This window comes from Enterobacter sp. SECR19-1250, assembly GCF_013391025.1.
Taxonomy (GTDB): domain Bacteria; phylum Pseudomonadota; class Gammaproteobacteria; order Enterobacterales; family Enterobacteriaceae; genus Enterobacter; species Enterobacter cloacae.
Genome location: NZ_JACASJ010000108.1, coordinates 1 through 16,561 on the forward strand (window position 1 = coordinate 1; position 16,561 = coordinate 16,561).

The following is a 16,561-nucleotide window of genomic DNA, read 5'->3' on the forward strand; positions in this document are numbered from 1 at the left end:
CACAACCCGCTACGGGGGAGACTTACCCGAAATCTGATTTATTCAACAAAGCCACACCAGAGCCATCCCTGGTTCGAAACTATGAGTCTCTGGAGATTCATATCACTCAGAATCTGAGAGTTTCATAACATCCGAAACCCTCACATCAATAGGCTACAGGTAGAAAACAGTTCTTTCATTCACCTAAATTTTCACAAGCTCGAAAGCCTTTACTCACTAGATTTGAGCTTAGAGAAGATAACTATCTGTTCAATTGCGTATTAAGGTAGCCTCTAATTATGTATTTTCTTCAATAAGCAGTTAGATTGAAAAATCTATTTTTATAATAAAAACCTTCTAAATTCTATTGCATAATAGTTTTGACATGTTATTTTATTATAACAATAATTATTAAGGACCCAAAAATGATTGATATAAAAGGGAACATAGACCACATTAGAGTGTATTATTATAGTAATGAGCATCTTTTCAGAAGTGAATTAATCAAACTTGGTAGTTATGAATTCTATGATAAGTACCTATGTAATCTAACACCAAGAGAATATCTTGATTTCTTACAACTTCTAATTGATGATATAATTGAACGAACAACGATAATACCAGATGAAATAACCTCTTTAATTAGTTATATGCTCGACAAAGAAATATTAACAAAACAGGAAGATAATTCATTTGCTATATCTGAAAATATATTCACAGAGAACTATCAAGATCTGACAAAAAAATCCATTACTTTAAATAACATACACACGGCTAAAAGAGAAAAAAATATAATCGAATCCAAAATTCATAACAAAAAAGCTCTAAACAAAACTAAAAAGAGGCTATAGAATAGCCTCTTTACTGTCAGATTTTTCCTGATATTACATCAATTATGTGCTGTATGTGGTGTCTAATCTGGTATTCTTTATTTTTCCCCAAACCGGGAAACGTTCTGCTTTTATAATGCTCGTTATATTTTTCTAATGCTTTATTAGAGCCGTACTCTGTGGCCCTTGTTCTAACTTCCTTTTCAATTTTATCTGTCATTTGTAAGAATTTTGACGCTACGTCGCCAATGTCTCTATCAGTGTCATTCGAAACAAAATGTTCTATCCATATATCACCGCTTGCAGGATGTTTATAAATTAAATGAGATGCAACGGCACCAGCCTTGCCACCACCAATCTCAAGTTTTTTCCCGACTATAGTGAAATCACCGATACCTAATACTGTTTTACCAATTTTTTTATGTTTATCCGTGAAAACTTCTTGGCCAGAGTAATCTGCATTCTTATCTAATTTTACGAAGTTATCTTTCACTTCAATAAGTTTATTTTTAGGGATCTCATTAAATTGAAAATCGGTAACATTACCATCAATAGTGATATGAAATTCAATAACTTTTAATTTTGTTAACTTGGAAAATTCCACATCGCTAATACTTGGCTTGTTGTATATTAAAGCAACATTTGAACCTTCAAATGCTTTTAAGAAACCATTAAGGGTTTCAATTGCTACACTTGAGTCAACTATAAGGGTGGGGATAAGCGTTTTACATTTATCTAAATTATTTTTAATCGTTGCTACAAATTTTCTTCGAGCCTCTATATCTTTACTAAACTCATGTTGTTTTGGATTGATGACTAACATGACCCTCTTGTTTTTCTCTGAAAGTATCTCTAAACAACGTATAAGTTTATCGGTTTTGGTTAGCACAGGTTCAATTATCGGTATAAACAACTCAGCATTAGTACAACTTGCTGCCAATTCTCTTAGCGCTAACAGCTCAGAACCACGACCATATAGATATGGACTATACATATGACTCCCTCCAGAGAGAAAAATGATCACATAAAGTTAAGCATCTCTACACTATCCCCAAAACCGTGAGGATCTTTTTACGTTGAACACTTGATAAAGCAGATGACATTCCCAACACACGAAGGCAACTAGGAAGGCAATTAACAAAGCTTACAATATCATCACTTGTCGTTCTGCCTCTCATTGCATTAATGTAAATATTGTGAGCTATATCCTGAGGGATTTTTTTAAATATATCCTCGCAGAATGCATAAATAAGCCCGTTGGGTAAATTGATCTTCTCGCCAATGAATTTTTCTATTGCTGGAAGGTATTCACTTCTTTTCAGCATACGAAAAATATATAATATATCAACATTAGCTAAATTTGACTCAGCATTTTTCACTATCTTAAGGCTACCTCTATTATTTAATGCAATAACACCAACTTTATCTGGAACAATCTCAGCATATTTTTCAGATAAATTTGGATGAGTAACCACATAAACTTTATCGAATGCTTTTAAATAATCTGGGGTTTGGGTTTGCAATCTACGCGGTGTATCATATTCCGTTTTAATTTCATACGCTGTAGATGTTCCGTTAAAAATTGCAATATCAACAATAGACTTTCCGACATGAAGCTCACTTAATAAGGATGAGGTCCGGGGACTATGCCTCCCAAAAACTATTCGATTGGCTACTTCTGTTTTGTAAACATACTCATTTCTATAATTTCTGGATAACTCTTTATAACATTCACTAAAAAATGTATGTAATGGTTGCCCATCCTGCTTCATTTCATCAGAGAAAGACACAAAATCCAAGACATTAGACGGTTCTCTTCCCTTGGCTAAAGCCTCGAAAACTGGGCGGCTGAACACCCTTGAAAAAACTCTTACATTATCGATACTTAGCGCCATTAGGAAATCCATCATAACATTCACTGTTATATAATAGCACAATCATACCGTGAAAAAAATTGTCATATCTCGCATAATCGTTACTGCATTTCAAATCATTAAAATACTCTATTTCCAGTAAAATCTCTCTTAAAATATATTTATCAACCATTACAATATAATCAATCAGCGTCTGTAATTTTCATTACATCATAAACGCTCATCTCTTTAATATGTCTGTTTTTATTTATAAAAAAGTAGAATTGGCGTAAAAAATCATTTTCTACTACTTTCATAGCCAAAGGTCGGTCTGCATCTCTAATATGATACCCTTGTCTAATTACCTTATCGTCATCTTCATCTCTATAAATCAATCGTGATATTCTATCATCTGACAGAAGCACTTTTTTTCTTTCTGACCAAGCAAGTAAATCAAGCATTGGTATTATTCTATAGCTCATTAACTTTTTTATTGTCCCATAACCAAATCTTACTGCATCAAGCGGTGCAGGTTTTACACCCTTAACTTTTCGCCATTGTGGTAATGATATTCGCAGTGCCTCTGCTATCTCATCATCACTTCCAGCCGCAAGATCGATTTCTAACATAATTGTAGTAGGAAACTGTTCAGGGATTTTTTCGGATATGTATTCGTTCTCAATAGTGGAATCAATCTTATATTGTTCTGAATTTGCTCTTATGAATAAAGCCTTTTTCATACAAGCAAAACTGATATTTGCTATTCGATCTACCGTGGTTATAAAAAAGTATGGCGGTTGATAAAGTTGATTTTCAGCATCCATATAATTCAAGTCTTTCTCTTTGATGAGAAAAGGATTACCTTCTAATATCTGCATATAATTTTTCAATACTGTTTTCTGCATTCCTTCTTCTATTACTGGTTTGAAGAAATATGTCCTCGCCCATATTTCATGGTAAAGCATATTAATTGAAATGTTTTCAAACTCTCGATATCTGTCCAAATCAAACCATGTTTTCACTGCTTTGGTGTCTTCTGATGTCCAACTATTCATTTTTACCCAAGATTTCATTAATGCCACTCCGTTGTAAAAAGTTTTACTTCGTAATAGCACATAAATCGCAAATAAAAAAATAGCGCCTCAATTTTTTATTGAGCACGCCATTTTATTAATTAAAATCAGTTAGTTATCAAAATCAAAAGGTGCAATTCTTCTCTCAGTTGTTTCATCAAGATAATCAGCCCACCACTGCAACATCAACCTACGCTCGTCCAAATGCTCAGCTTTATGAATGTATGCGGCACGAACGGAGTTCCGCTCCTGATGGCTCATCTGCCTCTCAACAGCATCTCTCGACCACTTTCCTGACTCGATCAAAGCACTACAAGCCATCGCTCTAAAACCATGCCCACATACCTCAACAGTTGTGTCATAACCCATCGACCTTAGTGCCTTGTTGACTGTGTTTTCGCTCATAGGTTTTCTGAAATCATGATCGCCAATGAATACAAGTTCGCATTCACCGCTGATTTCTCTGATGGCTTTTAAAAGTTCTAAGGCCTGACGACTTAACGGCACGAGGTGTGGGGTCTTCATTTTTGAGCCTCGATGGGAATGTTTGACCCCTGGCAGTGGCTCGCGTTCTCCAGGGATAGTCCACATCGCATTTTCAAAGTCGATCTCCGACCATCTTGCGAATCGGAGTTCACTGGAACGGATAAAAATGAGCAATGTCAGCTTTACGGCTAACTTCGTGAGTTTCCTACCTTTGAAGTTATCAATTCGTTCTAAGAGTTCTGAAAATCGTTCGAATGGCAAAGCTGGCCTGTGGATTCTTTTGGCTACAGCAATAGCTCCTGCCATCTCCTGAGCAGGGTTGTAATCTATCAGCCCGTTCTGGACAGCATATCGCATTACTGCCGTCGTCCTTTGCTGTAGTCGGGAAGCAACTTCCAGTCGCCCGGAAGCTTCAACAGCCTTGATAGGAGCAAGAAGATCTCTGGTATTAAGCTCGGATATTTTTCTTTTACCAATAGTAGTAAAGAGACCATCTTCCATGCTTTTTAGAACTCTCTCGCTGTGGGAATCAGACCATTTCCTTTTACAGGCAGTATGCCAGTCCCTTGCGACAGCCTCGAATGTCAGGGCTTCACTTTGCTCGATCTTGTCGGCTTTTTTCTTCTCAGAAGGATCAATACCAACAGATACCAACTTTTTCGCCTCATCTCGTTTCCTGCGAGCTTCACCAAGAGAGACCATTGGATAAACACCCAATGCTAAAACTTTCTGTTTGCCATCGAAACGGTATTGGAGTCGCCAGTATTTTGAACCATTGGGGTTGATCAGCAGGTGCATACCCTGCCCATCTGTGAGTTTGAAAGGTTTGTCGGAGGGCTTGGTAGTCCTAACTTTGATATCAGTGAGTGCCATCAGTTGATACCTCCGCTGTTGGTATCAAAATCAATCGAACCGAAGATACCACCAGTTATACCATCATTCGTTGGTATATGTGGATAGAAGTAAGTAGACGTGGACAGACTAAGAAAAGCCAAAACTCTGCTTAACTTAATGTTTTTATGGACTAAAGTAGACGTTAGTAGACTTGAAAAAAGCTTTGTATGGTGCCGAAGGCCGGACTCGAACCGGCACGTATTTCTACGGTTGATTTTGAATCAACTGCGTCTACCGATTTCGCCACTTCGGCACTGAAGGGGATGCGGAAACGTTGTGGATTATACCTGTCGCGCGCCGCCATGCAAGCGACGACGCGCGAAACCCGCGCTAAGTGCCCAAAAAACCAGCGCCACCCTCAGTCCAGCTCAGACACCGCCAGCCTAATCACCCTCGCCGCCTTCTGCTCCGGCAGCGCCAGCACCTTCGCCCACATCTCCTGCACCATATCGCAGGAGAGCTTCTCTTTGCCCACCGCCTTCTCGGGCGTCTGCAGCAGCTGGATGTCCTCGCCGTACTTATCGGCAAGCGTCTTCATAATCGGCCGGACATCTTCGACAGCCGCCTCGCGCTCGGCCGGGGTCACGGTGTGGCGGTTTTTGCCGTAGGCCGCGCGCATCATGTCCGCATCGGCCTGCATGCGCCGCGCCATCAGGTCTTTATCCAGCATGCGCATCGGGTTCACGCCGCCCTTCACCATCGGGTAGAGGAAGCGGAAGCAGGCGTCGTCGCTCACCTTCTGGATGGCGGCGGTCTGCTCCATGTTGATGGTCATGTAGTTCACCACGTTGGCGTCCGGGGCGTTTTGCAGGCGCGACATCTGCAAATGCAGGATCTGCGGCTGGATGGTGTCGATAATCTGCTGCTCCGGCTCGCCCGCTTTTTGCAGGGCGGCCATCTGGTCGAGGATGCGCTGATGCAGCGCGGGCTCCTGCTCCTTAATTACCTGCCAGGCGGGCATCGCGTTGAGGGCGTTATCCATCTGCCGTTCCGGGGCGCGCTGCCTGTCGAAAAACGCCCAGAACGCCACGGCGGCAGCCGCAATGACGACAATCACAATACGGGTCCACGTTTTATTCATCTCGCATCCTTATCCTTGAATTATGCCGGTTTACACCGGCACGCCGCTGTGGAAGCGAAACTCGTTGTCCGGTGTCGAGATAAGTGTGGCTTCAATTTCGCCAAAAAGCTTTATGCGCGGTGAGATATCGTCGTCGCTCACCTGCTGGGCCAGCGTCAGGTAGTCCTGATAATGGCGCGCTTCCGAGCGCAGCAGCGAGAGATAGAACTTCTGCAGGTCGTCGTCGAGGAACGGGGCCAGCGCGGCGAAGCGTTCGCAGGAGCGGGCTTCGATGTAGGCGCCGCAGATGAGCTTGTCGATCAGCGTCAGCGGCTCGTGGGTGCGCACTTCCTTCAGCATCCCTTTGGCGTAGCGGCTGGCGGTGATTTTGACGTACGGAATGTCGCGGGCCAGCATCGCCTCGCGCACCTGCCAGAAGTGGTGCAGCTCCTCTTTAATCAGCAGCACCATGCTGTCGATGAGCGCCTGGCCCCACGGGTTGTCGGTTTTGGGCATCACGCTTTTGCCAATCTGCCTGTGCAGGGCGATGAAGTCCGGCTCCGGGCCGTCGCGGAAGGTGAACAGTTCATAGGGCTTGAGCCAGTCGAGCAGCGCGTCGGCACCGCTTTCGTCGGCGACGTATTTACGCACCAGCAGCAGCGCGGTCTGGGCGGCCTTGAGCTCGCACACCATGTGGTCGGTGAGCAGCAGCGGCAGGTTCGCCGGGTCGCGGGCTTTATCAATCCATGCTTGCGGGGTCGGGCACTGGAGGAAGTTAAGTACGGGGGCGAGTATCTGCGGGTAATCCATGGTTCTGCCTTGAAAAAGCGGTGGCGCACGCCACCGCCTGAAACGCTTAGTGACGCACGCCGTCGTCGTCTTCATCGACGTAATCTTCGTCGTCGCCCTCTTCGCCGTCTTCACCGTTCGGATCTTCGAAGTAGGTTCCCCAGCCGTCGTACTCCACGTCAAACTTCTCGGCCAGGTTCATCAGCTGTTCTACCTGCGCGTCGATCAGCTCCGCCTTCAACGCGCCTTCGCTCAGGATGTCGCAGCAGATGACAGTGTCGCCCTCTTCCACTTCCAGCTCTTCCGGCTCGGTCACTTCGTAACCCAGTTTAAAAGCTTCCACCGCCATTTTTTCCAGCGCGTCGAAATCATCCGCAGAGAAATGGTGCTCGATGGTGTACAGCGCGTCCGGATCGCTACCGTCTTCCAGCAGCTCTTCAATAATCAGACGCGTCTCTTCGCGTTGTTCTTCCAGGTGTTCCGGGTTTGCCATGGCTCATTCCTCTTTAAAGTGCGGCAGATACTTCTATTTTCACACACGGATGTGTTTGCCTCCACCTTTGTGAGAAAGATTTGTTAAACGGGGTTGCAAATGAATAATTACACATATAAAGTGAATTTTAATTCAATAAGTGGCGTTCGCCATGTGAGGATAAAATGTCTGATCTGTACAAAAAACACTTTCTGAAATTGCTCGACTTTACCCCTGCACACTTCACTTCTCTGCTGACTCTTGCCGCACAGCTCAAAGCCGATAAAAAAAATGGCAAGGAAGTACAAAAGCTTACTGGAAAAAACATCGCGCTCATCTTCGAAAAAGACTCAACCCGTACACGATGCTCTTTCGAAGTTGCCGCATTTGACCAGGGCGCGCGCGTCACCTATTTAGGGCCGAGCGGCAGCCAGATTGGGCATAAAGAGTCAATTAAGGACACCGCGCGCGTGCTCGGGCGGATGTACGACGGCATTCAGTATCGCGGTCACGGCCAGGAAGTGGTTGAGACGCTGGCGCAGTACGCGGGCGTGCCGGTGTGGAACGGGCTGACCAACGAGTTCCACCCAACGCAGCTGCTGGCGGACCTGCTGACCATGCAGGAGCACCTGCCGGGCAAGGCGTTTAACGAGATGACGCTGGTCTACGCGGGCGACGCGCGCAACAACATGGGCAACTCAATGCTGGAAGCGGCAGCGCTGACCGGGCTGGATCTGCGTCTGGTGGCCCCGAAGGCCTGCTGGCCGGAAGAGAGCCTGGTGGCGGAATGCAGCGCGCTGGCAGAGAAGCACGGCGGCAAAATCACCCTGACGGAAGACGTGGCGGCGGGCGTGAAGGGTGCGGACTTTATCTATACCGACGTGTGGGTGTCGATGGGCGAAGCCAAAGAGAAGTGGGCGGAGCGGATTGCGCTGCTGCGCGGATATCAGGTGAACGCGCAGATGATGGCGCTCACCGGTAACCCGAACGTGAAGTTCCTGCACTGTCTGCCGGCGTTCCATGACGACCAGACCACGCTCGGCAAGCAGATGGCGAAGGAGTTCGATCTGCACGGCGGGATGGAAGTGACGGACGAGGTGTTTGAGTCGGCGGCGAGCATCGTGTTTGACCAGGCGGAAAACCGGATGCATACGATTAAGGCGGTGATGGTGGCGACGCTTGGGGGTTGATTGGATCCTCTGCGGTCTGGTGCCCTCACCCCGGCCCTCTCCCACAGGGAGAGGGGGAGAACATCGGTGCCATTTCATTGATTTTTCACCCCGAAAAAGGTACGTTTTCGCCTTAATTCCAGCGTGGACATACCAGCATTATGCCGATTATTCAGTCTGTTGAACGTGCGTTGCAGATCCTCGACCTGTTCAACGAGCAGGCCACCGAGCTTAAGATCACCGACATCAGCAAACTGATGGGGCTGAGCAAGAGTACCCTCCACTCACTGCTGAAAACCCTGCAGCTTCATGGCTATATCGATCAGAACCCGGAGAACGGCAAGTATCGCCTCGGCATGAAGCTGGTCGAGCGCGGTCATTTCGTTGTGGGCTCCATCGATATTCGTCAGAAGGCGAAAGGCTGGCTGACGGAGCTGTCCCAACGAACCGGGCAGACCACCCATCTGGGGATCCTGGACGGGCGTGAAGGGGTTTATATCGAGAAGATTGAAGGCAAGCTGGCCGCCATCGCCTATTCGCGCATTGGCCGCCGCCTGCCGGTTCACGCCACCGCCATCGGCAAGGTGTTGATTGCCTGGCTGGGCGAGACCGAGCTGAACGCCCTGCTTGAGGGCTATCAGTACACCACCTATACCCCTTCCACCCTCGCCTCTCGCGAAGCCTTAATGAGCGCCCTCGCGCAGACCCGCGAGCAGGGTTACGCTCTGGACAGCGAAGAGAACGAGCAGGGCGTGCGCTGCGTGGCGGTGCCGGTGTGGAACCATGAATCCCGCGTGATTGCCGCCCTGAGCCTGTCGACGCTGACCTCGCGCGTGGACGATGCCGGGCTGGCTAATTTCCGCGATCAGCTTCAGCAGGCCGGGCTCCAGCTTTCACGCGCGCTGGGCTACCCGGCCTGAGCCGTTAAACCGGCTCGTAGGTGAAGTAGTCGAAGTCCGCGTGGCAGCCGTCGCCGCTGATGTCCTCGCAGTGCAGCCCCACAAACGCGCCGGTGAAGAAACCGCGCCCGCCGATGTAGTCGTCCGACAGCTTCCACGCCTCATACGTTACCGGCACGGTGTGCCACGTCTCGCCGTCAAACGAGTAGCTGTAGCGGTAGACCAGCGTATCCACGTCCACCCGCAGCCAGACGCTCTCCGCACTCTCCGGCACCGGAATCGGCTGCTCGTGCAGCGGCCATGACGGCACGTTGTGGTCGAGCTGAATAACCTTGATGGTTCTCCCCTGCCCCTCCTCGTAGTCCACAAAGCAGTAGCTCCAGTTTTTACTGTTGTAGTAGCAGGTCAGCCCCGCGCTTTGCTGGAAGTGAACCGGCGAGAACTGCATCCGCGTTTCTGAGCGGAAGACGAAGTGCTGCCAGCGGCGCGCCACGGTCGACTGGGTAAAGGTCGAGTTGAGCGAGTCGTTGCCGTAGAGCCGTAAATAGCCCGGGCGCGCGGTGAGTGAGCCGAGAGTGTCGTCGAACGGGATGCGCAGGGTCTGCAGTTCCGGGTCAAGCGTGCTGCCGTCGAAGTCCTCCCGCCAGCCGTTCTGAGCGGCAGCAGGCTGCTCCGCCATCTGGGGGCCTTTCACGGTCAGCTGCGCGTGCTTGCCGCCTTCCACGTACGGCCAGCCGTCGCGCCATTCAATGCGGGCGATGCCGGTCTCGCGCCCCAGCGGACAGTAGCCGCGTCCGCCGGAGGCCAGCAGCGGCACGCCGGGCAGGCGCAGCGGGCGGCTGGTGAGGTAGGCCATGTACCACTCCCCGGTGTGGGTCTGCAGCAGCGAGCCGTGGCCGCTCTTCTGCAGCGGGTTCTCCGGCAGGTGCCAGCTGGTCATCATCGTCACCTCCGGGTGCAGCTCGTACGGCCCGTCGATGGTTTTTGAACGCAGCACCACAACCGCGTGCTCGTAGCTGGTGCCGCCTTCGGCGACCATCAGGTAATACCATCCCGCGTGGCGATACAGGTGAGCGCCCTCGGTGTAGCAGAGCGGCGTGCCGGTAAACAGCGTTTTGCGCTCGGGCGAGAGGGTGCCGGTCTGCGGGTCAAACTCCTGCATCACAATGGTGTTGTGCGGGTTGCTGTGGTGGCGCGGCCCCCACGGACGGTAGAGGTAGTATTTACGGCCATCGTCGTCGTGGAACAAGGACGGGTCAAACCCGCCGTTGCCCATCGGGATCGGCTCGCTCCACGGCCCCTCGATGGACGGCGCAGTGACGAGGAAGTTACGGCCATTTTTCCACGGCGAATCGACAATCTTTACGTCGGTATAGAGCAGCCAGAATTTGCCGTCGGCATAGCTCAGGCACGGCGCCCAGATGCCGCCGGAGTCCGGATTGCCCTTCATGTCCAGCATCGACACGCGGTCCAGCGGGGTGCTGACCAGCGACCAGTTTTTCAAATCGCGGGAGTGATAGATGCGCACGCCCGGGAACCACTCGAAGGTCGAGGTGGCGATGTAGTAGTCCTCGCCCTGACGACATAAAGACGGATCCGGGTTGAAGCCGATGAGTATTGGGTTGGTGATTTCCATATTGCCTCCGGTTAATGGGATGCGGCTGTCGCGGCGTCGGGAACGGCCTCGCCCTGCGCCGCGCGGTGCTTGATCAGCTGCTGGCTGATGGCCTCCACGCGGGCATCGGTGAGCTTATAGAACGACAGCATGATGAACATGCCCACGTAGAGCACCACCGGCACCACGCAGAACAGAATTTTGATGGTGGTCAGCACCTCAACCGGCTGCACGCTGCTGCTGGCGGAGTAGTTGACGTACGCCAGGATCCAGCCCACCACCGCCCCGCCAATTGCCAGGCCAATCTTCAGGCTGAACAGATAGGTGGAGAACACCAGCCCGTCGAGGCGTCGCCCGCTGCGGCTCTCCTCGTAATCCACCACGTCAGAGGCCATCAGCCACTGCAGCGGCGTGGTGGTGTTGAAGACGAACAGGAACAGGATGTTGAGGGCGAAAATCAGGGCGATATGCTCCGCCGGGGTGACGAAAATCAGCAGGCTGATCAGCGAGTAGGCGACGATGATCCACTTGAAGGCTTTTACCCGGTCAAAGCGGCCCAGCAAACGGGAGGAGCAGAGCGAGCCGAACATGGTGGCGAGGCTACCGTAGAGTAAAAACTGGGTCGCCATCTCCGGGTGATCCATCACGTATTTGACGAAGTAGAGCGTGGCCCCGCCGCGTACCACGTTAGAGCAGGTCGCCATCATCTTGAACGCGCACATGATCCGCCACTGGCCGTTGCCCAGCAGCAGCTTAAGGTCTTTCGCCACCGACGAGCCCGGCTGTACCTCAAAGGTGTAGCGCTCTTTGGTGGTAAAGAAGCAGACGTAGAGCAGCACCACGCCGGTGAGCCCCAGCACGCACATGGCGCCGAAATAGCCCACCTGCTCGTCCCCTTTGCCGATGATGCTCACCAGCGGCAGCGCGATGCCGCTAATGGCAAGCGAGCCCGCCGCCGCCAGGAAGAAACGCCACGACTGCAGGGCGTGACGCTCTTTCGGGTCGGCGGTAATCACGCCCGGCATGGCGCAGTACGGCACGTTAACGAAGGTGTAAACCAGGGTCAGCAGAATGTAGGTTACGCAGGCGTAGATGATTTTGCCCTGCGCAGAGAAATCCGGCGTGTAGAAGGTCAGCATGCAGACGATGCCAAACGGGATCGCCCCCCACAGCAGGAACGGGCGGAACTGGCCGTAGCGCGTGCGGGTGCGGTCCACCAGCAGCCCCATCAGCGGGTCGGTCACGGCGTCGAGCACGCGGGAGACCAAGAACAGCGTGCCCATAATGCCCGCCGACAGGCCAAACACGTCGGTATAAAAGTAGGCCAGCAGGAACATGGTGGCCTGCCAGACAAAGCCGCAGGCGGTGTCACCCAGCCCGTAGCCAATTTTATCTTTCATGGTTAATTGCATCATCATCGCACCTTTATTTTCGTATGCTGATTTCACAACATCGTGTTAATGGAGTGTAATGAGCTGTTCAATTAACCAGCAATGGTCATATCTTATTTCCGAATTACGATATTTTGCTTTTGTGACGCCACCGATATATCGCAAAGCATTGTTTAAATTGATAAATTTAAGATACGCGAAAACCGTCCACGGGATATTTCCCGTAGACGGTATCGCTCAGAAAATAATTAAAGTCCGAGTGCTTTTTTACCGGCGTTAATTACCTCGATAATTTTATCGGTGTCATAAATACAGCCTTTCCAGGTGCCGCCGCTCACCGACTGCAATGCTGCCCACAGGCGGGTATCGTCCGGCAAAAAGTCGTGAGGGTGCAGGTCCGGGTGCGTCTGTCTTACTGCCAGCTCGCGCGCGCCCTCTTCCGGCGTCAGCGGGTTTTCTGCGGTGCCGATAAAGTTGACGCTGCCCGTCAGGGTCAGGCGATCCACGGCAATCTCAATGATGTCGTTGTCGCGCAGCTTGCCAATCGGCCCGCCTGCCAGCGCTTCCGGCGACACGTGGCCGAAGCAGGCGCCCGTCGACACCCCCGAGAAGCGCGCATCGGTGATTAACGACACCGTCTTGCCCCATGAGATATGCTTCAGCGCAGAGGTGAGCTGGTAGGTCTCTTCCATGCCGGTACCGGACGGCCCACCGCCGATCACCACCATGATATCGCCCTGTTTAATCTCTTCCTGCTTGATGGCTTTAATCGCCTGTGCTTCCGAGACAAACACCCTTGCCCGGCCCGTATGACGGTAAACGCCATCATCACCCACCACCGATGGGTCAATGGCCGTGGCCTTGATCACCGATCCTTCCGGCGCGATGTTGCCCGTCGGGAAGCAGACCGTCGAGGTCAGCCCTCTCGCTTTTGCCTTCTCCGGCGGGAGGATCACATCATCCGGATCCACGCCGTCCTGCTCGCTCAGGCACTGGCGGAAGCGCTTACGGCGCTCGGACGCCTGCCACCAGTCGAGGTTCTCGCCCACCGTCTGGCCGGTGACGGTCATGGCATCCAGATGCAGCAAACCGAGATCGCGCAGGTGGAGCATCACCTCCGGCACGCCACCGGCGAGGAAAGCGCGCACGGTCGGGTGATAGTCCGGGCCGTTGGGCAGCACGCTGACCAGGCGCGGCACCCTGCGGTTGACGCGTGTCCAGTGTTCTACGTCCGGGATCGTGCAGCCCGCCGCGTGGGCGATGGCCGGGATGTGCAGCAGTAAATTGGTGGAGCCGCCGAACGCCGCGTGGATCACCATGGCGTTTTCGATGGCTTTATCGGTGAGGATATCGCGCGTGGTGATGCCGCGGTTATCCAGCTCGCTCACCGCCCGCGCCGACTGGCGGGCAATTTCCAGCCACACCGCCTGTCCGGACGGCGCCAGCGCGGAGTGCGGCAGCGCCAGACCCAGCGCTTCGGCCACCACCTGCGAGGTGCCCGCCGTGCCGAGGAACTGACATCCGCCGCCCGGCGAGGCGCAGGCGCGACAGCCCAGCTCGGCGGCCTCCTGCAATGACAGTTCGTGGTTAGCAAAGCGCGCGCCGATGGTCTGCACCTTGCCCGCGTCTTCCCCCACGGTCGGCGGCAGCGTCGCCCCGCCCGGCACCAGAATGGTCGGCAGATTGTGCATCGAGGCCAGCGCAATCATGGTGGCAGGCAGCCCTTTATCGCAGGTCGCCACGCCAATGACCGCCCGGCGCGTCGGCAGGGAGCGAATCAGACGACGAAACACAATCGCCGCATCGTTGCGGTACGGCAGGGAGTCGAACATCCCGTGTGTGCCCTGCGAGCGCCCGTCGCACGGATCGCTGACGAAGGCCGCAAACGGGATCCCGCCGTTGCGGGTGATCTCCTTCGCCGCGGCCTGCATCTGCATGCCGATCTCCCAGTGCCCGGTGTGGTAGCCCAGCGCAACTGGTCGTCCGTCCCCGGCGCGGATGCCGCCCTGGGTGCCAATAATCAGCACCTCTTTGCCGGTCAGCTTGTTGGCGTCCCAGCCCATCCCGGCGTTCTGGGTCATGCCGAACAGATTGCCGCTGGGGGATTCCATCAGCATCTGCGGGGTCAGCGGCAGCGCGCCCTGCGGCCCCGCCGCATGGGTGATGACGGCATAAAACGCATCATCCTGCGGGGTGAAAATTTTCTCGATGGTCATGGTTATCGTCCGGCTCAGCAGAGCTTGAGCTGTTGCAGCAGGGTTTTCAGCTGCGCCTTACGCGGCTCGTCCAGCGCAGAGGCGGGCGGCAGCACGTGCGTAGAAATCGGGCGGCCGCAGAGCACAATCGCCTCTTTAATGACATTCACAAACGGCGTATCCAGCTGATACATCTGCGGTATTTGCAGTAAGGTCTGATGATACTCAGCCGCTTTCGCCACGTCTTTATCCCGCCAGGCTTTCAGAAGATTCACCGACACCTGCGGAGCAAAGTTGCCGCTGGCCGAGATCGCCCCGTCGCCGCCGAGCAGCAGGGTATTAAACAGGTGATCGTCGTAGCCGCACAGCACGGTGAAGTGCGGATGGGCGGCTTTGACGGTGTGGATCATGCTGCGCAGATGGGCCACGGAGTCGATGGTGTCTTTAATGCCGACGATGTTGCTGCGCGAGTCGGCCAGGGTTTTCACCAGCGCCGGCGTCAGATCTTGCCCGGTCAGCGCCGGGAAGTTATAGAGGATCACCGGCAGCGTGACGCTGTCGGCCACCTGCTCGAAATAGCGGATCAGGTTCGCTTCAGACACCTTCCAGTAGTAGGGGTTGATCACCACGATACCGTCCGCCCCCGCCTGCTGGGCGTGCTGGCTCAGTTCAATGGTTTCCCGGGCGTTGGTGCTGCCGGTGCCGATCAGCACCGGCACACGACGATCGACGTGATCGATAGCAAAGCGGGCAATGGTTTTACGCTCTTCGGCGCTGAGCTGGGAGAACTCACCGCCGCTGCCCAGGAAGAACAGGCCGTCAACGCCTGCCGCGATCAGATCGTCGATCAGCGCGGCGGTGCCCTGCTTATCAAGCTGGCCATCGGCGGTAAAAATGGTGGAGACAGGGGGAATGATTCCCGTGAACAACGCGGACTGCGGCATGAGATCTCCTTGCTGAATCATTTTGTTCTATATTATAGAGCAGTGTTCATTAATTTAACGATCATACTATGACGCAGAAAAAGCGCAGGTAAATGAGAAGGGAAGAGGGAGTGCGGGAAATTTAAGCTGGATCACATTATGCGTGGGTGCGGTCTGGTGCCCTCACCCTGACCCTCTCCCTGTGGGAGAGGGCCGGGGTGAGGGAAAATTACTCCACCAACATCTTAACAACCACTTTCCTGACCTTAGCAGGCGCCCCCACCGCGCACAGCGGCTTATGCACTTCACCCGGCCAGAACACCACGAAATCCCCTTCGCTCAGCACCACAGTTTTCTCCTGCTCGCCTTCCGGCAGGAACGCGATGTCTTTATCCGCCAGCCAGTCGGTGTCCGGCGTGCCGTGTGGCAAGGTACTGAACGTCATCCCTTCCTGCCCTTTGAGCACAATCTGAATGTCCAGATAGCAAGCATGGTACTCCGCGCGGCGCTCGGCAAACGGCTGGGTCATGTCTTCGGAGACCAGATAAAACAGGTTGCTGCCGTTGATGTCATGCTTGCCCGGCGGAGTGGCGTCGGTGACGTGGGCTTTAACGTGCTCGATGGCCAGACGCAGGGGTTCCGGTAGCCAGGCTTGCAGATGGTGGATGTTGCCGATAATCATAATTAAACCCTCATAATAAAACACTGTTTCATTTTCATCTTTTATACGAGAATTCAAACTGCCATACCAGCCCTTTTTCGCGGAGAGTTGCGCGAACGCATGTTTATCGGGAAAGGTGTTAATCTGCTGTTAATCCCTCACAGGCATTTATGCAGTTGTTATGCATAACCTCAGCGCGTCGTGACGATGCCGTGACGCTAAGGAAGGTGCGAACAAGTTCCTGATATGAGATCATCATATTCATCCGGAGC

At 52.4% G+C, this 16,561-nt stretch carries 16 protein-coding genes and 1 tRNA gene; 4 read left to right on the forward strand and 13 right to left on the reverse strand.

Going from position 1 to position 16,561, the window contains the following annotated elements; all coding sequences use genetic code 11:
- Window positions 1–404 precede the first annotated feature (404 nt).
- Complete coding sequence (locus tag HX884_RS21510; protein ID WP_117085536.1) at window positions 405–830, forward strand: hypothetical protein; 426 nt, start codon at window positions 405–407, stop codon at window positions 828–830.
- A gap of 16 nt (window positions 831–846) precedes the next feature.
- Here the strand turns inward: HX884_RS21510 and HX884_RS21515 are convergent, their stop codons facing one another.
- From HX884_RS21515 to rraB, 8 genes are all read right to left on the reverse strand, one after another.
- Window positions 847–1,803, reverse strand: coding sequence for a sce7725 family protein (locus HX884_RS21515; RefSeq protein WP_110962126.1), 957 nt, complete (start codon window positions 1,801–1,803; stop codon window positions 847–849).
- A 46-nt stretch (window positions 1,804–1,849) separates the two neighbouring features.
- Window positions 1,850–2,704: a sce7726 family protein gene (locus HX884_RS21520; protein WP_165884384.1), complete on the reverse strand. Its 855-nt coding sequence runs from the start codon at window positions 2,702–2,704 to the stop codon at window positions 1,850–1,852.
- Window positions 2,705–2,865: 161 nt separating this feature from the next.
- On the reverse strand, window positions 2,866–3,735 hold the full coding sequence (locus HX884_RS21525; RefSeq protein ID WP_032625281.1) for a DUF6387 family protein: 870 nt from the start codon (window positions 3,733–3,735) through the stop codon (window positions 2,866–2,868).
- A gap of 111 nt (window positions 3,736–3,846) precedes the next feature.
- Window positions 3,847–5,094: an integrase arm-type DNA-binding domain-containing protein gene (locus HX884_RS21530; protein WP_110962127.1), complete on the reverse strand. Its 1,248-nt coding sequence runs from the start codon at window positions 5,092–5,094 to the stop codon at window positions 3,847–3,849.
- Between the two features lie 189 nt (window positions 5,095–5,283).
- Window positions 5,284–5,368, reverse strand: a tRNA-Leu gene (locus HX884_RS21535).
- A gap of 105 nt (window positions 5,369–5,473) precedes the next feature.
- The gene (locus HX884_RS21540) at window positions 5,474–6,196 is read right to left on the reverse strand and encodes a topoisomerase II (protein WP_178328767.1); all 723 of its coding nucleotides are present in this window, start codon (window positions 6,194–6,196) and stop codon (window positions 5,474–5,476) included.
- Between the two features lie 30 nt (window positions 6,197–6,226).
- On the reverse strand, window positions 6,227–6,985 hold the full coding sequence (gene miaE, locus HX884_RS21545; RefSeq protein ID WP_178328768.1) for a tRNA isopentenyl-2-thiomethyl-A-37 hydroxylase MiaE: 759 nt from the start codon (window positions 6,983–6,985) through the stop codon (window positions 6,227–6,229).
- A 46-nt stretch (window positions 6,986–7,031) separates the two neighbouring features.
- The gene (gene rraB / locus HX884_RS21550) at window positions 7,032–7,457 is read right to left on the reverse strand and encodes a ribonuclease E inhibitor RraB (protein WP_006810300.1); all 426 of its coding nucleotides are present in this window, start codon (window positions 7,455–7,457) and stop codon (window positions 7,032–7,034) included.
- A gap of 99 nt (window positions 7,458–7,556) precedes the next feature.
- Between rraB and HX884_RS27035 the strand changes: the two genes are divergently transcribed.
- The 3 genes from HX884_RS27035 (at window position 7,557) to xynR (ending at window position 9,525) form a co-directional block, all read left to right on the forward strand.
- The gene (locus HX884_RS27035) at window positions 7,557–7,652 is read left to right on the forward strand and encodes a hypothetical protein (RefSeq protein WP_213381064.1); all 96 of its coding nucleotides are present in this window, start codon (window positions 7,557–7,559) and stop codon (window positions 7,650–7,652) included.
- A complete protein-coding gene (gene argF, locus HX884_RS21555) occupies window positions 7,622–8,626 on the forward strand; it encodes an ornithine carbamoyltransferase (protein ID WP_178328769.1) in 1,005 nt (334 codons plus the stop codon). Before HX884_RS27035 ends, argF begins: the two co-directional genes overlap by 31 nt.
- 140 nt (window positions 8,627–8,766) lie before the next feature.
- Window positions 8,767–9,525 (forward strand): DNA-binding transcriptional repressor XynR, encoded by a 759-nt coding sequence (gene xynR, locus HX884_RS21560; RefSeq protein WP_178328770.1) that lies wholly within the window; start codon window positions 8,767–8,769, stop codon window positions 9,523–9,525.
- A 4-nt stretch (window positions 9,526–9,529) separates the two neighbouring features.
- On the opposite strand, the gene HX884_RS21565 is transcribed toward xynR, so the two are convergent.
- From HX884_RS21565 to HX884_RS21585, 5 genes are all read right to left on the reverse strand, one after another.
- On the reverse strand, window positions 9,530–11,140 hold the full coding sequence (locus HX884_RS21565; RefSeq protein WP_178328771.1) for a glycoside hydrolase family 43 protein: 1,611 nt from the start codon (window positions 11,138–11,140) through the stop codon (window positions 9,530–9,532).
- A gap of 11 nt (window positions 11,141–11,151) precedes the next feature.
- Entirely contained in the window at window positions 11,152–12,534 is a 1,383-nt protein-coding gene (locus HX884_RS21570) for an MFS transporter (protein ID WP_013095375.1), read from the reverse strand.
- 224 nt (window positions 12,535–12,758) lie between these two features.
- Window positions 12,759–14,726, reverse strand: coding sequence for a xylonate dehydratase YagF (yagF, locus tag HX884_RS21575; protein ID WP_178328772.1), 1,968 nt, complete (start codon window positions 14,724–14,726; stop codon window positions 12,759–12,761).
- 14 nt (window positions 14,727–14,740) lie between these two features.
- Window positions 14,741–15,649 carry a 2-keto-3-deoxygluconate aldolase gene (gene yagE / locus HX884_RS21580; protein WP_178328773.1) on the reverse strand — a complete coding sequence of 303 codons (909 nt, stop codon included), beginning with the start codon at window positions 15,647–15,649 and terminating at the stop codon, window positions 14,741–14,743.
- A 208-nt stretch (window positions 15,650–15,857) separates the two neighbouring features.
- Window positions 15,858–16,310: a YhcH/YjgK/YiaL family protein gene (locus HX884_RS21585; protein ID WP_178328774.1), complete on the reverse strand. Its 453-nt coding sequence runs from the start codon at window positions 16,308–16,310 to the stop codon at window positions 15,858–15,860.
- Window positions 16,311–16,561 lie beyond the last annotated feature (251 nt).

Coding starts and splice junctions, on each gene's coding strand:
- rraB (WP_006810300.1), bottom strand. CDS start 7,457: ATGGCAAACCCGGAACACCTGGAAGAACAACGCGAAGAGACGCGTCTG.
- HX884_RS21565 (WP_178328771.1), bottom strand. CDS start 11,140: ATGGAAATCACCAACCCAATACTCATCGGCTTCAACCCGGATCCGTCT.
- HX884_RS21585 (WP_178328774.1), bottom strand. CDS start 16,310: ATGATTATCGGCAACATCCACCATCTGCAAGCCTGGCTACCGGAACCC.
- HX884_RS21510 (WP_117085536.1), top strand. CDS start 405: ATGATTGATATAAAAGGGAACATAGACCACATTAGAGTGTATTATTAT.
- xynR (WP_178328770.1), top strand. CDS start 8,767: ATGCCGATTATTCAGTCTGTTGAACGTGCGTTGCAGATCCTCGACCTG.
- HX884_RS21540 (WP_178328767.1), bottom strand. CDS start 6,196: ATGAATAAAACGTGGACCCGTATTGTGATTGTCGTCATTGCGGCTGCC.
- yagF (WP_178328772.1), bottom strand. CDS start 14,726: ATGACCATCGAGAAAATTTTCACCCCGCAGGATGATGCGTTTTATGCC.
- HX884_RS27035 (WP_213381064.1), top strand. CDS start 7,557: ATGAATAATTACACATATAAAGTGAATTTTAATTCAATAAGTGGCGTT.
- yagE (WP_178328773.1), bottom strand. CDS start 15,649: ATGCCGCAGTCCGCGTTGTTCACGGGAATCATTCCCCCTGTCTCCACC.
- argF (WP_178328769.1), top strand. CDS start 7,622: ATGTCTGATCTGTACAAAAAACACTTTCTGAAATTGCTCGACTTTACC.
- HX884_RS21530 (WP_110962127.1), bottom strand. CDS start 5,094: ATGGCACTCACTGATATCAAAGTTAGGACTACCAAGCCCTCCGACAAA.
- HX884_RS21520 (WP_165884384.1), bottom strand. CDS start 2,704: ATGGCGCTAAGTATCGATAATGTAAGAGTTTTTTCAAGGGTGTTCAGC.
- HX884_RS21570 (WP_013095375.1), bottom strand. CDS start 12,534: ATGATGCAATTAACCATGAAAGATAAAATTGGCTACGGGCTGGGTGAC.
- HX884_RS21525 (WP_032625281.1), bottom strand. CDS start 3,735: ATGAAATCTTGGGTAAAAATGAATAGTTGGACATCAGAAGACACCAAA.
- miaE (WP_178328768.1), bottom strand. CDS start 6,985: ATGGATTACCCGCAGATACTCGCCCCCGTACTTAACTTCCTCCAGTGC.
- HX884_RS21515 (WP_110962126.1), bottom strand. CDS start 1,803: ATGTATAGTCCATATCTATATGGTCGTGGTTCTGAGCTGTTAGCGCTA.